Origin of the sequence: Caballeronia sp. LZ019 (assembly GCF_031450825.1) — a bacterium.
In the GTDB taxonomy this organism is placed as follows: Bacteria; Pseudomonadota; Gammaproteobacteria; order Burkholderiales; family Burkholderiaceae; genus Caballeronia.
Genome location: NZ_JARTVZ010000005.1, coordinates 1,067,077 through 1,081,355 on the forward strand (window position 1 = coordinate 1,067,077; position 14,279 = coordinate 1,081,355).

At 65.1% G+C, this 14,279-nt stretch carries 13 protein-coding genes; 7 read left to right on the top strand and 6 right to left on the bottom strand.

Going from position 1 to position 14,279, the window contains the following annotated elements:
* The first annotated feature begins 197 nt into the window (after window positions 1–197).
* Complete coding sequence (locus tag P9255_RS18445) at window positions 198–1,907, top strand: isovaleryl-CoA dehydrogenase (RefSeq protein ID WP_309790219.1); 1,710 nt, start codon at window positions 198–200, stop codon at window positions 1,905–1,907.
* A 21-nt stretch (window positions 1,908–1,928) separates the two neighbouring features.
* On the opposite strand, the gene P9255_RS18450 is transcribed toward P9255_RS18445, so the two are convergent.
* The 5 genes from P9255_RS18450 to fliE all read right to left on the bottom strand — a co-directional run bounded on the left by P9255_RS18450 (window position 1,929) and on the right by fliE (window position 4,928).
* A complete protein-coding gene (locus tag P9255_RS18450; RefSeq protein ID WP_309763804.1) occupies window positions 1,929–2,231 on the bottom strand; it encodes an EscU/YscU/HrcU family type III secretion system export apparatus switch protein in 303 nt (100 codons plus the stop codon).
* Window positions 2,228–3,508, bottom strand: a complete 1,281-nt coding sequence (locus P9255_RS18455; RefSeq protein WP_309790220.1) for a flagellar hook-length control protein FliK — start codon at window positions 3,506–3,508, stop codon at window positions 2,228–2,230. Before P9255_RS18455 ends, P9255_RS18450 begins: the two co-directional genes overlap by 4 nt.
* Before the next feature lie 41 nt (window positions 3,509–3,549).
* Entirely contained in the window at window positions 3,550–3,879 is a 330-nt protein-coding gene (locus P9255_RS18460; protein WP_309763802.1) for a flagellar protein FliT, read from the bottom strand.
* 29 nt (window positions 3,880–3,908) lie between these two features.
* On the bottom strand, window positions 3,909–4,328 hold the full coding sequence (gene fliS, locus P9255_RS18465) for a flagellar export chaperone FliS (protein ID WP_309763801.1): 420 nt from the start codon (window positions 4,326–4,328) through the stop codon (window positions 3,909–3,911).
* A gap of 234 nt (window positions 4,329–4,562) precedes the next feature.
* Window positions 4,563–4,928: a flagellar hook-basal body complex protein FliE gene (gene fliE, locus P9255_RS18470; RefSeq protein WP_309790221.1), complete on the bottom strand. Its 366-nt coding sequence runs from the start codon at window positions 4,926–4,928 to the stop codon at window positions 4,563–4,565.
* Window positions 4,929–5,183: 255 nt separating this feature from the next.
* On the opposite strand from fliE, the gene fliF reads away from it, so the two are divergent.
* Genes fliF through P9255_RS18500 form a run of 6 tightly spaced genes read left to right on the top strand, consistent with a single transcriptional unit; the run spans window position 5,184 to window position 12,083 of the window.
* Window positions 5,184–6,959, top strand: a complete 1,776-nt coding sequence (gene fliF, locus P9255_RS18475) for a flagellar basal-body MS-ring/collar protein FliF (protein WP_309790222.1) — start codon at window positions 5,184–5,186, stop codon at window positions 6,957–6,959.
* Window positions 6,949–7,944 (top strand): flagellar motor switch protein FliG, encoded by a 996-nt coding sequence (gene fliG, locus P9255_RS18480; RefSeq protein WP_309763798.1) that lies wholly within the window; start codon window positions 6,949–6,951, stop codon window positions 7,942–7,944. The genes fliF and fliG overlap by 11 nt, the downstream gene beginning before the upstream one ends.
* Window positions 7,937–8,605 (top strand): flagellar assembly protein FliH, encoded by a 669-nt coding sequence (gene fliH / locus P9255_RS18485; protein WP_309790223.1) that lies wholly within the window; start codon window positions 7,937–7,939, stop codon window positions 8,603–8,605. Before fliG ends, fliH begins: the two co-directional genes overlap by 8 nt.
* A complete protein-coding gene (fliI, locus tag P9255_RS18490; protein WP_309790224.1) occupies window positions 8,599–10,125 on the top strand; it encodes a flagellar protein export ATPase FliI in 1,527 nt (508 codons plus the stop codon). The genes fliH and fliI overlap by 7 nt, the downstream gene beginning before the upstream one ends.
* Window positions 10,126–10,182: 57 nt before the next feature.
* On the top strand, window positions 10,183–10,632 hold the full coding sequence (gene fliJ / locus P9255_RS18495; RefSeq protein WP_309763795.1) for a flagellar export protein FliJ: 450 nt from the start codon (window positions 10,183–10,185) through the stop codon (window positions 10,630–10,632).
* 56 nt (window positions 10,633–10,688) lie between these two features.
* Entirely contained in the window at window positions 10,689–12,083 is a 1,395-nt protein-coding gene (locus P9255_RS18500; RefSeq protein WP_309790225.1) for a flagellar hook-length control protein FliK, read from the top strand.
* Window positions 12,084–12,349: 266 nt separating this feature from the next.
* Here P9255_RS18500 and P9255_RS18505 read toward each other — a convergent pair whose 3' ends face one another.
* On the bottom strand, window positions 12,350–13,546 hold the full coding sequence (locus P9255_RS18505; protein WP_309790226.1) for an IS256 family transposase: 1,197 nt from the start codon (window positions 13,544–13,546) through the stop codon (window positions 12,350–12,352).
* Between the last annotated feature and the right edge of the window lie 733 nt (window positions 13,547–14,279).

Sequence of the window (14,279 nt, forward strand, 5' to 3'; positions counted from 1 at the left end):
CTGCGCCGCAGAAAAGTTGACGATGCTGTGACAACCGCGCCGCCACGCCCGGCCCGATTGAACAGAGCGATGCCTCTACACCCCGGCCGGAAGCGCGGCCTATGATGGAAAAATTCGAGATGGCGGCGACGCATGCGGCAAGTGTCGCGTGGAACACACGGCGCCGTTGCCGCGCCACGCATGAGGGAGACCGACGCATGGATTCGCCATTGGCCGACGCACACGCCCTTTCTTTCGGCGCGACGCATCACGTCACGAATCAGGCGCCGCCGCTTTGCGATTACGACGCCTTCTCGGCCGACCGCGCGCTCGCCGCCGCCGTCGGGCGCGAGGGCGCGCAGTGGCATGCGGAGGCGCTGTCGCGCGATGCCCGCGCCCTCACGCAGCCCGACGTGCTCGCGCTCGCGGACCTGGCGAACCGCCACGCGCCGGAACTCGCGACGCACGATGCGCGCGGCGAACGGATCGACGCCATCGAGTTTCATCCGGCGTGGCACGAATTGCTGCGCCGGCTGCGTCACGAGGGCCTGCAGGCGCTTCCGTTCGAACCCCGGGCGCGCGCCGGATCGATGGCCGCGCGCTGCGCGGGCTACTTTCTGCACGGCCAGCTCGAATCCGGGTCGCTCTGTCCGGTCACGATGACCTTCGCGAGCATTCCCGTCTTGCGCCGCGAACCGGCGCTGTACGCGCGGCTCGCGGCGCCGCTGCTGTCGCGTGAACACGATCCGCGCGACATCCCGCTCGAAGCGGGCAAGCGCTCGATGATGATCGGCATGGGCATGACCGAAAAGCAAGGCGGCTCGGATGTGCGCAGCAATCGCACGCGGGCGCATGCGATCGGTGGCGGCGGGCGCGGCGGCGAATATCGGCTGATCGGCCACAAGTGGTTCTTCTCGGCGCCGCAATGCGACGCGCATCTCGTCCTCGCGCGCACCGCCGACGAAGGCGCGCTGTCGTGTTTCTACGTGCCGCGCTTCGCGCCGGACGGCCGCAAGAACGCGGTGCATGTGCAGCGGCTGAAGGACAAGCTCGGCAACCGCTCGAATGCGAGCAGCGAAGTCGAATTTTTCGATGCCTACGGCGTGATGATCGGCGACGAAGGACGCGGCGTGCCGACGATCATCGAGATGGCGAACTTCACGCGGCTCGACTGCGCGATCGGCAGCGCGGCGCTGATGCGTGCGGCGCTCGTGCAGGCGATTCATCACGCGCGGCATCGCAACGCGTTCGGCGCGCGGCTCGCCGATCAGCCGCTGATGCGCAACGTGCTGGCGGACCTCGCGCTCGAATCGGAAGCGGCGACGCTGCTGTTCATGCGGCTCGCGGGCGCGTTCGAGCAGAGCGCGGCGGCGGGCAGCGCGCCGCACGAGCGCGCGTGGCGGCGCATCGTGACGCCGGCGGCGAAGTTCTGGGTGTGCAAGCGCGCGCTCGAATTCACCGGCGAGGCGATGGAAGTCTGGGGCGGCAACGGCTACGTCGAGACCGGACCGATGGCGCGTTTCTATCGTGAAGCGCCGGTCAATTCGATCTGGGAAGGCTCCGGCAACGTGATGTGTCTCGACGTGCTGCGCGCGTTCGAGCGCGAACAGGACGCGGCGCACGCGCTGTTCGACGACTGGCGCGAGACGGCGGCGACGCAGCCGGCGCTCGGGGCGGCGCTGCAGGGACTGGTGGCGATGCTGACGGGCGATGCGTCGTCGCGCGAGGCGTCGGCGCGGGGCATCGCCCAGCGGCTGGCGTTATGCGCGCAAGCCGTGCTGATGGCGCGCCATGCGCCTGCGGATGTGGCGCAGGCGTTCCTCGACACGCGACTCGGCGATGCGCGCGGCGATACCGGGCGGGTATACGGAACGTTGCCGGCGCGGTTCGATCACGGGGGGATCGTGGAAAGGGCGCTTGCGGGATAGCGGGGAGCGATGCGTCGTACGTCAGCGAACCGCTCGCCCCGCTTCCCGAATCGGCTCCTCGTTCTCCAGCCGATAAACCCACGACAGCAATTCCGCCACCGCCTGATAAAGCGCGGGCGGAATATGCGCGTCCAGATCGACCTGCATTAGCAGCGACACCATTTCGGGCGAGTCGTGCACGTACACGCCCGCTTCCTTCGCGCGCTGCACGATCATTTCCGCGACCAGCCCGTAACCCTTCGCGACGACGCGCGGCGTCGTTTCGTGATTCGCGGCGTCGTAGGTCAGCGCCGTCGCCTGCTTACGGCTGTAGGGCGTGCTCATGCCGAGCCTCCGTCGCTGCCAAACAGATGCGCGAGCGGCGAGCGCACCGGCTTCGCGCTCGCGCCGTGCTCGCCGAGGTCGAAGTCCGCGGCGCCGTCCGCCGGACGCACGGAGAATGACGCCAGCGCGATCCCCGCCGCTTCCAGTTGACGCGCGAAAGCCGCGCCATCCGACGCAAGGCGGCCCGCGCCGCGATCGCTCGCCTTTATGCGCACCGTCAATTGCTCGCCAGTCAGCACGAGTTCGGCGTCCACCGTGCCGAGCGCCGGCAGCGAAAGCGTCACGCGCGTGCGCCAGGCGCGATCGTCGGCGGGCGCGTCGGGCGTGCGGGCGTCGCGCGGCTCGCGGCCGATTTCCCATTCGAAGCGCGTCCCCGGCCACGCCTCGCCCTGCCAGCGAAACTGCCCGTTGGCGAGCATGTCGAGCTGCTGGCGCACGACATCGAGCGTCGCCGGATGAATGCCCGCCGTCACGGACGCCTGCACCGCCGATTCATGCGATCCCGGCTGCGCGCTCGTCGCCGGCGCGGCGCTCGCCGTCTGCGAATTCGATAGCACGGATGCCGGGGCGTCGCGCACCGATGCCGCGAGCGCCGCCGCCTGCTGCGGCGTCTGCGGCATCGCGACGGGGCGCGCGGGCATCGGCGCCGGCGCGGGCGTGTCCGGAACGCCGGCTGCGGTGTGGAATTCGTCGGTGAAGTCGAGCGGCATCGCGCGGGCATCGACGTGCGCCTGCGGCTCGTTGCCGAGCGACGCCGCCGTGCGCTGCCCCGCCAGCCACTGCGCGAGATGCGATTCGTAGAAGAGCCCGCTGTCGCGGACGGTTTTCGCCAGTTCGCCCGCCAGCACGGACGCCGGCAGCGGCGGCAGGTTCAGGCTCGCGGCGCGCGCAGCGGCGACGGCGGCAGCGTTGGCGGAGAAAGCGGTATCGAAAAGACCGGTGGTGAGCGCGGCGAAGGCGCTCGCGGGGCGTGGGGGCGTCGGCCAGAGAGGCGTATCGCCGATGACGGCGGGCGCCGCGCCGCCGAGCCGCGAAATGACGTCGAGCGTGCGCGCGACGTCCGAAAGCTCCGTTCTCGCCGATGCCGCCGCGTTCGCCGCGCCGGATGCGGGCGTGACGGGCGTATCGACGGAATGCGATGTATCCGCCTGGGTCGTCGTGCGGCCAGCGGCGGCGCCGGCTGCGCCTTTGACGCCATCGGCCGCGCGGATAGCGGACAGGACGAGGTCGGTGCGGCTCGCAAGCAGTGCCGCCAGCGTGGAGTCGAGTCCTGTCATGCCGAAATCCTCAAGTGCGTCCGCTAAGCGCGGCGCGTCTTTCAACGCAGTCCGACCATCTTCTTAAGAACGCGCGCCGTGCTGTTGACAGTGAAAAGCGCCGACAGGCGGGCAAGGCTCGGCGAGCTCAGATCGCGAATGGCGGCGTCATCGGCGAGAATCTTCTTCACCAGATCCAGCTTGCGCGCGCGGGCGCTTTCGTCGAGCTCCGACCCGGCATCCGTCTCCTGCAACTGGTCGATCAGCTCGCGATACACACCCTGCATCGCCTTTAGTTCGCTCCAGTCGCCTTCGCGCGCCGCGACCAGCATCTGGGCGGAAAGTGCGGCGATGGCTTCGTAGTGAGCGAAGTATTCTTGTGTGGTTTTCATTCTTCTCTGGCAGTCGCCCGCCGCTTCGTTCAGACGGCTGCCGCGGTCATCTGCGCCACTTCCGGTCCGATTCCAACCCACGCTTCCTCGAGCGTCGCGAGCAAGTCGTCGACTTCCACGAGCATCTTCTCGTCCTGTTTCAGGTTCGCCTCGAGGAGCCGGCGCGTCATGTACGAATACAGCGCGTCCAGCCGTTGCGCGATTTCGCCGCCCGCTTCCTTGTTCAGCGCCTGCTGCAAGCCGCTTTCGACGATGTTGATCGCCTTGGTGATCGCCGCCCCGCGTGCCCCGATGTTGTTCTGCTGCTGATGCATCCGCGCCTGCGCGATGGCCTGCCGCGCGCCCTGATAAAGCATCACGATGAGCCGGTGCGGGCTGGCTCCCATCACGCCCGTCTGAACGCCGACGCGCGCATATGCGTTGGCTCCCGCCTGTCCCTGCGAATACATCGTGGCTCTCCCTGAATGCGATGCCGGCGCGGCGATTCGCCGCCCGTCCGGACGCCCATCGCGTGTCCGGAAAGAAATCGGTGCCGGCGGAAATCACGAAGGCGCCGCCCGCTGTCGCGAGCGAACCATCGTTCGCCGTGCTGTTATCGGGGTTATCGGAGAAACGCGGCAAAGCTTTAGGGGCAAGGCTGCGGGGCCCGAACGGCCGGGTCGCACGGACGGCGTCTGAACGCGTCAGACGGAGATCTGCATGATTTCGTTGTACGCCGACACCAGCTTGTTGCGGACCTGGAGGCCGAACTGCAGTCCGACGTTCGCCTTCTGCATGTCCACCATCACGTCGTTGAGCGAGACGTTCGGCGCGCCGATTTCGAACGCGTGCGCTTCGTTGACCGCTTTCGTCTGGTTGTCGCTGATCTTGTCGATGGACGATTTCAGCGCATCCGCGAAGCTGCCCGCGCTCACCGCGCCGGAGCTTGCGCCTGCGCCGGAGGCCGCGCCGGTGACTGCGCCGGACGCCGTCGCGCCGCCGGCCGCCTGCGCGGACATCGACTGGATCGCGCTCAGTGCGGCGGAAAGCGGATTGATCGGAAAGTTCATGTTGACTCCGTATGACTGCAACGCTATTGCAAAGAACAGAAGGATGTCCGGGCGGCGCATTTGACGCCTCGCCGGGCTTGAAAAAGATTAGCAGCGGGTGCGCTTCCAAACCGCCCGAAGAACGGGGGAAACCCGGCTCTATTCATCGAATCGACTTGCAATGTTGTGCGGATAATCCCCATCGTGAAAAGACTCCTCAACCGCTGACGAACGGCGGCGACGGGAAGACGCCAAGATTCGGAGTATCGACGCCAAATGGAAACGCCCAACAACTCTTTGATTACGCCCGACGCCAGAATGGGCCTGGCGGGCGCGCAACCCGGCGCGGCCGCAAGCGCCGCTGCGGGCGCGGGCCTGTCGGGCGGCAATTTCGGCGGCTTCGCACAGCGCGTGCCGATGCTTTCGCAATTCCGCTCGAACCCGCGCGTGCCGCTGATCATCGCGGTGGCCGTGCTGGCGATGGTCGTCGCGGGGCTGCTGCTCTGGTCGCGCCAGCCGGACTATCGCGTGCTGTTCAGCAATCTGTCGGATCGCGATGGCGGCGCAATCGTTACCGCGCTTCAGCAGGGCAACATTCCGTACAAGCTGGCCGAAGGCGGCGGCGCCATTCTGGTTCCGGCCGAGCAGGTTCACGAGACGCGTCTGCGTCTCGCGAGCCAGGGTCTGCCGAAGAACGGCTCGGTCGGCTTCGAACTGATGGACAACCAGAAGTTCGGCATCAGCCAGTTCGCCGAGCAGATCAACTATCAGCGCGCGCTGGAAGGCGAACTCGAGCGCACCATCGGCTCGATCTCGTCGGTCAAGTCGGCGCGCGTGCACCTGGCGATTCCGAAGCCGAGCGTCTTCGTGCGCGACAAGGAACTGCCGACCGCCTCCGTGATGGTCAACCTCTACCCCGGCCGCGTGCTCGACGAAGGGCAAGTGCTCGCGATCGCGCACATGGTGTCGTCGGGCGTGCCGGACATGCCGGTGAAGAACGTGAACATCGTCGATCAGGACGGCAACCTGCTCACGAGCCAGAGCGCCGCGAGCGGCCTCGACGCATCGCAACTGAAGTACGTGCAGCAGATCGAGCACAACACGCAAAAGCGCATCGACGCGATCCTCGCGCCGCTTTTCGGCGCCGGCAATGCGCGGTCACAGGTGAGCGCGGATATCGATTTCTCGAAGCTCGAGCAGACGGCCGAAAGCTATGGTCCGAACGCGAATCCGCAGAGCACGGCGATCCGCAGCCAGCAATCGAGCGAATCGAGCGAAACGTCGGGCAGCGGTGCGACGGGCGTGCCGGGCGCGCTGTCGAACCAGCCGCCGCAAGCGGCATCCGCGCCGATCGATGCCGCCGCATCCGGCACGGCCGCGACGAAGTCCACGCCGCAGAATCAGCGCCGCGACACGACGACGAACTATGAAGTGGATCGCACCGTGCGCCACTTCGAGCAGGCGACGGGCGGCATCAAGCGTCTGTCCGTGGCGGTCGTCGTGAACTTCGAGCGCAAGGTCGATGCGAAGGGCAACGTCACGATGACGCCGCTCGCCGCCGACAAGCTCGCGCAAGTGCAGCAGCTCGTGAAGGACGCAATGGGCTACGACGAGAAGCGCGGCGATTCCGTCAACGTGGTGAACAGCGCGTTCTCGTCGGACCTGAACGCGACGCCGGATGTGCCGTGGTGGCGCACGCCCGACATGATCGCGCGCGGCATCTCGCTCGCGAAGTACGTGGGCATCGGCATCGTGGCGCTGTTCCTGTACTTCAGCATGGTGAAGCCGGCGATGCGCCGCGCCTTCCCGCCGCCGCCTGAAGTCGCGCCCGCGCTGGCCGGTGCGCCGGACGAGCTCTCGCTGCTCGACGGCCCGGCGGCGGCCGGCGAGAAGAAGGTTGACGAAGAAATGGATGCCGAGGTGAGTCTCCTCGGTCATGAAAGCAACAAGGCTAAATTCGATCGCAATCTCGACTACGCGCGGATGGTCGCGCGCCAGGACCCGAGAATCGTTGCGACCGTCGTGAAGAACTGGGTGTCCGATGAACGCTGAAGGCCTGAATAAAGCCGCTCTCCTCCTGATGTCGATCGGTGAGGAAGAAGCCGCCGACGTTTTCAAGTATCTCGCGCCGCGCGAGGTGCAGAAAATCGGCGCGACGATGGCGGCGCTGAAGAACGTGACGCGCGAGCAGCTCGACAACGTGCTGACCGAATTCGTGCAGGAAGCCGAAAAGCACACCGCGCTGTCGCTCGATTCGAGCGAATACATCCGCTCGGTGCTGACGAAGGCGCTCGGCGAAACCAAGGCCGGCGCGCTGATCGACCGCATTCTGCAAGGCAGCGATACGAGCGGTATCGAAGGCCTCAAGTGGATGGACTCGGGCGCGGTCGCGGAACTCATCAAGAACGAGCATCCGCAGATCATCGCGACGATTCTCGTGCACCTGGACCGCGATCAGGCTTCGGAAATCGTGTCGCTCCTGAACGACCGGCTGCGTAACGATGTGCTGCTGCGCATCGCGACGCTCGACGGCATTCAGCCCGCCGCGCTGCGCGAACTCGACGACGTGCTGACCACGCTCCTCTCGGGCAGCGACAACCTGAAGCGCGCGCCGATGGGCGGCATCCGCACGGCGGCGGAGATTCTCAACTTCATGTCGAGCAATCACGAGGAAGGCGTGCTGTCGAACGTGCGCGAGTACGACGCCGAACTCGCGCAGAAGATCATCGACCAGATGTTCGTGTTTGAGAACCTGCTCGATCTGGAAGACCGCGCGATCCAGTTGCTGCTGAAGGAAGTCGAGTCGGAAACGCTGATCGTGTCGCTGAAAGGCGCGCAGCCCGGCTTGCGCCAGAAGTTCCTGTCGAACATGTCGCAGCGCGCGGCGGAACTGCTCGCCGAAGACCTCGATTCACGCGGTCCGGTGCGTGTGTCGGAAGTGGAGCAGCAGCAGCGCAAGATCCTGCAGATCGTCCGCAATCTCGCCGAGAACGGCCAGATCCAGCTAGGCGGCAAGGCGGAGGACGCATATGTCTGACGCTGCCGCGGCAAGGGCCAACGTGTCGGCGTATCAGCGTTGGGAGATGGCGTCGTTCGATCCCGTCACCGTCGACAACAGCGCGGCGGAACAGGCTGCGCTCGAAGCGCATCTGCGCCGCGTCGAGGAAGACGCCCATGCGCAGGGTCTCGCGAAGGGGCACGTCGCCGGTCAGGCGCTGGGCTTCAAGGCGGGCTTCGAGCAGGGCGAGGCGCGGGGCTTCGAGGAAGGCCGCAAGGAAGCGCTCGCGCAAGCGGCGCAACTCGCGCAAATCGCCGACACGTTCAAGACCGCGCTGCAGGCCGCCGACGCCGCCATCGCGGAATCGCTCGCGGCGCTGGCCATCGACATCGCGCAGCAGGTCGTGCGTCAGCATCTGACGCTCGATCCGACCGCGCTCGTGGCCGTGGCGCGTGAAGTGATCGCCGCCGAGCCGGAGCTTTCGGGCGCGCCGACGCTCGTCGTCAGCCCGACGGATTTGCCGGTCGTCGATTCGTATCTGAAGGAAGAACTCGAAGCCGCCGGCTGGACGGTGCGGCCCGATCCGGCCATCGAACGCGGCGGCTGCAAGGCGCACGCCGCGACCGGGGAAATCGATGCGACCAACGCATCGCGATGGGAACGCGTGGCCGCCGCGCTCGGGAGGAACAAGCCGTGGTGAACAACCGGATTACGCAGGATGGACTGAGCGCGCTCGAACAGGAACTCGCGCGGGCGTCGTTCGGACCGCTCGCGGGCGACGAAGCCGCCGCCGACGAACAGGCCGACACGCACGCCGCGCGCACGATCGCCGAACTGGCCGCGCTCGCGGGCAATCCGCACATCGACACGTGGCGCGACAAGCTCGACGCGCTGAAGTCGCGCAACGCCATTGCGAAGCCGCTGCGTCCGTGCGGCCGCCTCACGCGCGCCGCGGGTCTCGTGCTCGAAGCGGTCGGTCTGAAGATGGGCGTGGGATCGGAATGCATGATCGAGTTGCCGCCCGGCAGCGCGATCCCGGCAGCCGAAGCCGAAGTCGTCGGCTTCGCGGGCGACAAGCTGTTCCTGATGCCGACGACCGAAGTCGCGGGTCTTCTGCCCGGCGCGCGGGTGTATCCGCTGGAGAGCGCGCCGATCAATGATCCGATGGCGGGCGCGAAGCGTTTGCCCGTCGGCTGGGAAATGCTCGGCCGCGTGGTCGATGCTTCCGGCCGCCCGCTCGATGGCCTCGGCCCGCTTGGCGCGAAGATGGATGCGCCGCTGGCCGGGCCCGTCATCAATCCGCTGAATCGCGAGCCGATTCATAAAGTGCTCGACGTCGGCGTGCGCGCGATCAATTCGCTGCTCACGGTCGGACGCGGCCAGCGCATGGGGTTGTTCGCGGGCTCGGGCGTCGGTAAATCGGTGTTGCTCGGCACGATGGCGCGCTACACGAGCGCGGAAGTGATCGTGATCGGGCTGATCGGCGAGCGCGGCCGCGAAGTGAAGGAATTCATCGAGCAGATTCTGGGCGAGGACGGACTTGCCCGCTCGGTGGTCGTCGCCGCGCCGGCGGACGTATCGCCCGTGCTGCGGATGCAGGCCGCCGCGTACACGACCTCGCTTGCCGAATATTTCCGCGATCAGGGCAAGCACGTGCTGATGCTGATGGATTCGCTCACCCGCTACGCGATGGCGCAGCGCGAGATCGCGCTTGCCATCGGCGAGCCGCCCGCGACGAAGGGCTATCCGCCGTCGGTGTTCGCGAAGCTGCCGGCGCTCGTCGAGCGGACGGGCAATGGACCGGAAGGCGGCGGTTCGATCACCGCGTTCTACACGGTGCTCACCGAAGGCGACGATCAGCAGGACCCGATCGCCGATTCCGCGCGCGCGATTCTCGACGGGCATATCGTGCTGAACCGGTCGCTGGCGGAAGCGGGGCATTATCCGGCGATCGACATCGAACAGTCGATCAGCCGCGTGATGACATCGATCATCGACGACAAGCATCTCGAGCGCGTGCGTCTCTTCAAGCAGATGCTTTCGCGCTATCAGCGGAACAAGGATTTGATCAATGTCGGTGCGTATTCGCACGGACGGGATGCGTTGCTGGACCGTGCGATTGCGCTGTATCCGCGGATGGAGTCGTTTTTACAGCAAGGCTTTCGTGAGCAGGCAAATTTTGAACCGAGCCTCGATTTGTTGCATCAGCTTTTCGACTAGTATTCGAGCCATTCGTCATAAGAACGCGTAGACCCCGACCACAGAGACCGCACGTCCATGTCCAAGAATCTGCCGATCAACACGCTTATCGAACTCGCGCAAGAAGAGCTCGACTCCGCCACCAAAAAGCTGGGCAAACTGCAGCAGGAAAAAAACGACGCCGAGGCGCAGCTCGCATCGCTCGTGACTTATCGCGACGAGTACCACGCGAAGTTCACGGCATCGGCGCAGCAAGGCACGACGGCGCAGACGCTGCGCAATTTTCAGGCTTTCGTCGATACGCTCGATGCGGCCATCGCGCAGCAGCGCGCGGCGCTCGTCATGGCGGATCACCGCATCGAGGCGATGAAGCCCGAGTGGCGGCTCAAGAAGCAGAAGGTCGGCAGTTACGAAGTGCTTGCGGCGCGCGGCGAAGCGGTGCTTGCGAAGAAAGCGGCGCGCGTCGAACAGCGCGAGGCCGACGAGCATGCGGCGAAGGTGCTTCGCATGCGTGCTGCACGGGCTTGAGATTTATAGCGGCGTTTGTCCGCGTGTAGTTCATTCATCGATTTTCAGAGACTGATATGTCCTCCGTTTCATTTACTGGCGCGCTGACGGGTGCTTCGTCATCGTCATCGTCTTCGTCTTCGGGCGCATCGGCGGCCCGGCGCGCGGCGAGCGCGGGCGCGTCGTTCGGGCTGACGCTGCAGAGCATCACCGATCGCGCCAATGCAGAGGCGCAAGCGGCGCAGGCGCTGACTTCGGGCGACAAGTCGAGCGTGCATGACGCGCCCAAGTCCGACGACAGCGCTGCCAAGCAAAGTGATGACGCGCAGGCATCGTCGTCTGCGGATGCGAGCGATGCTGCGGCGGACGCATCGAAGCCTGCGGACAAGACCGAAAGCGCGGATGGATCGAAGGCGACGTCATCGACGAAGCCGGGCGGTTCCGCCGATGCAGCGGCCAAGGCTGCCGCCGACGCGAAGGCGCGCGCCGATGCTGCGAATGCGGCTAGTGCTGCGAATGCAGACGCGAATTCCGATGCTGCTGCCGACGACGCGACGCTCGCCGATCTCGCGGATGCGGCGACGGGCAGCTTGACGACGGTATCGACGGATGACGATGCATCCGCGACTGGCGACACGAAGAAAACCGGCGATGCGAAATCGGCGCCGGACGCGTTGCAAGCTGCGCTGGCGGCGATGAGCAATCCGCCGGCGGCTGCGGTCGTGACGGCGGCGTCGGGACACGCTGGCGCGGAAGCCGGCAAGGATTTGCCGAGCGGCGGCAAGGGCGCGCGTGGTGTGGTGTTGACGAATGCATCGACGGGCGATGGCAAGAATGCGGCCGCCGCTGTTCAGGGTGACGCGACTGCGGTGACTCATGCGCAGGCCGCGCTGACGCCGGTTATTGCCGATGGAGCGACTGCCGCGTACAAGCAGGCAGCGGACGCGGCGGCGCACGCGGTGGCGATGCAGACGGCATCGGCGGGTTCGGTGGTATCGAATCCGCAGGACGCGATGACGGCGGCGACGAGCGCGGCGATTGCGCCGCACGTGGGCGGGTCCGGCTGGGACGATGCGTTCAGTCAGAAGGTGGTGTTTTTGTCGAATGCGGATCAGCAGAGTGCTGAATTGACGCTCAATCCGAAGGATCTTGGGCCGCTGCAAGTGACGCTCCAGGTCGCCGATAACCATGCGCATGCGCTGTTTGTTTCGCAGCATGCGCAGGTTCGGGAGGCCGTCGAGGCGGCTATGCCGAAGCTGCGGGAGGCCATGGAGGCGAATGGCATTAGCCTTGGGAGTGCTTCTGTTTCGGATGGATCGGCGTTTGGGCGGCAGGATCAGGGTTCGCGTGAGCAGGGCGACAGTGGCGGCCGGCGTGGGGGTACTGCTGGCGGTGTTGGTATCGCTGGCAGCGCTTCGGGGGCTGGTTTGCCGGTGCGGCGGGTTGTGGGACTCGTGGATACGTTTGCCTGAGGCTTCAGGCGGTAGCTTTTTTGCTTTTGCTTTTGCTTTTGCTTTTGCTTTTGCTTTTGCTTTTGCTCTTGCGTCTGCGTTGGCCTTCGCTTCGGGGAACTTGTATTCGTGTCGGTCTATTAGCACGCCCCTCCCCGGGGCGGGGGTAACTTTCTTTGCTGAGTTCTGTGCGTCAAGTTGTGCAGAAACCGGATGCCGGTGGTTTCAGTTGATCCTTCTTTGCGGCGTGCGGTGCGAAGGGCGTAGCCCGCAGCGCCGCACGCCCGTTATGCAGCAGCGCGCAAGAACTCCTTCTTCTGCTCGGCCAGCAGGGCCATGTTCAGATAGCGGCTATCCTCCAGCCACGTTTCATGCGTTTCACTGCATAGCGCCCTGACTAAGCGCAGACACGCGGCCTCGTTCGGGAAGATCCTCACGATGCGCGTGCGCCGCTTGATCTCTTCGTTCAGGCGCTCAAGCATGTTGGTCGACTTCAAATGCTTGTGATGCGCACGCGGCAGCCGGTAGAACGTCAGCGTCTCGGCGATGTTGCCTTCAACCCAATCTACTAGCTTCGGATATTTTCCTTGCCACTTGGTAATCCACGCCGCGAGATCTCGTTGCGCCTCCTGCAAATCGCGTCGGTCGTACATCCAGCGCAACTCCTGCAAGCAGTCGTCATCGGCCTTGCGTGGCAGATAGTCCAGCGCATTACGCAGAAAGTGCACGTAGCAGCGCTGCCAGGCGGCCTCAGGAAGCACCTCGCCGATGGCCTTCTTCAGGCCCGCATGATCGTCCGAGGCGACGAACTCCACGCCTGAGAGCCCGCGCTTTTTTAACCCCAGCAAGAACTCCTTCCAGCTCGAATGGCTCTCGCGGTTCGCCAGCTCCACGGCCAGCACTTGCCGGTGACCTTCCCAGTTGATGCCGATGGCAATCAGCACCGCCTGCGAGCGAATCACGCCTGAATCACGCACCTTCTCATAGCGCGCATCGACAATCAGATACGGATACGCTTCCTCTAACGGCCGATGCGCGAACTTCGCCAGCGTCGCGTCCAGCCCTTTATTGATGGCGGAGATCGCTGAGGCCGAGAAGCTGTGACCGCATAGCTCTTCGGTAATCGCCTTGACCTTGCGGGTCGAGACGCCCTGTACGTACATCTCGGCGAGCGCGGCCACCAATGCTTTCTCGCTGCGCGCATAGCGCTCGAACAGCGCCGTTGAGAATTCACCATGCCGATCACGCGGCACGCGCAGCTCCAGTTTGCCGATGCGCGTTACCAGCCCGCGGCTGTAGTAACCGGCTCGATAGCCACTGCGTGTCTCGGTCCGCTCGTTAGGCGATGCCCCCAGCAGCTCGGTCATCTCCGCTTCGAGCACTTCCTGAAGCGCATCCTTCATGAGCGCCTTCATCAGGTCGCGGTCGCCGGCAACCAGCGCTTCCACTGGCCGCCGGTTCGTACTACGCTTGGTCGTGGCCATGGTGCAAGCCCTCCCGAAGGCAGGTTGACGAATTCGACACTCATCAACTTACACCACGGCCACCGTTCCTAAGCACTTTCCCGCCAGCAGCTTTTTGCACAGTTCTCGGTACATTACCCTTTGCTGCTGCAAAGAAAGTCACCAAAGAAAGCAGCTTTTCAGGCCCAAAGCACACACGCGTGACCACTTCGTAGAACATCGGTGGCACTCAGCTTGACAGAGCCCTGAATCACCTTCCACGCCCACTGACTACTAACGTCCTCCGAGCCCCTTGGCTCGTCAAAACCTACTGTGCGCTCAGTACCACGCGCACAGAAACTCACTCGGTTAATCATCAAACTTGCCGCCGTGCAACGCTTGGTGTGCGCCCCAGCAGCGTGCTCCTTTTATCCACTCTTGCACAGTGATCGTTCTCGTTGAGTGTGAGTAGCGTCTCGCGCCCCACTGGTTTTTGTAGAGCCAAGAGGTTCGGGGCGTTAGTTGTCAGTGGGCGTGGGAGGCAAATCTTGGACTGTGAATACCGATTCGCGCTGAGCGTGCGTTGCGCATGGTGCCCCACTGGTTTTGTCGAGCCAAGGGGCTCGGAGGACGTTAGTCGTCAGTGGGCGTGGAAGGTGATTCAGGGCTCTGTCAAGCTGAGTGCCACCGATGTTCTACGAAGTGGTTACGCGTCTGTGCTTTGGGCCAGAAAAGCTGCTTTCTTTGGTTACTTTCTTTGCAGCGGCAAAGAAAG

Coding starts and splice junctions, on each gene's coding strand:
- P9255_RS18445 (WP_309790219.1), top strand. CDS start 198: ATGGATTCGCCATTGGCCGACGCACACGCCCTTTCTTTCGGCGCGACG.
- P9255_RS18450 (WP_309763804.1), bottom strand. CDS start 2,231: ATGAGCACGCCCTACAGCCGTAAGCAGGCGACGGCGCTGACCTACGAC.
- P9255_RS18455 (WP_309790220.1), bottom strand. CDS start 3,508: ATGACAGGACTCGACTCCACGCTGGCGGCACTGCTTGCGAGCCGCACC.
- P9255_RS18460 (WP_309763802.1), bottom strand. CDS start 3,879: ATGAAAACCACACAAGAATACTTCGCTCACTACGAAGCCATCGCCGCA.
- fliS (WP_309763801.1), bottom strand. CDS start 4,328: ATGTATTCGCAGGGACAGGCGGGAGCCAACGCATATGCGCGCGTCGGC.
- fliE (WP_309790221.1), bottom strand. CDS start 4,928: ATGAACTTTCCGATCAATCCGCTTTCCGCCGCACTGAGCGCGATCCAG.
- fliF (WP_309790222.1), top strand. CDS start 5,184: ATGGAAACGCCCAACAACTCTTTGATTACGCCCGACGCCAGAATGGGC.
- fliG (WP_309763798.1), top strand. CDS start 6,949: ATGAACGCTGAAGGCCTGAATAAAGCCGCTCTCCTCCTGATGTCGATC.
- fliH (WP_309790223.1), top strand. CDS start 7,937: ATGTCTGACGCTGCCGCGGCAAGGGCCAACGTGTCGGCGTATCAGCGT.
- fliJ (WP_309763795.1), top strand. CDS start 10,183: ATGTCCAAGAATCTGCCGATCAACACGCTTATCGAACTCGCGCAAGAA.
- P9255_RS18500 (WP_309790225.1), top strand. CDS start 10,689: ATGTCCTCCGTTTCATTTACTGGCGCGCTGACGGGTGCTTCGTCATCG.
- P9255_RS18505 (WP_309790226.1), bottom strand. CDS start 13,546: ATGGCCACGACCAAGCGTAGTACGAACCGGCGGCCAGTGGAAGCGCTG.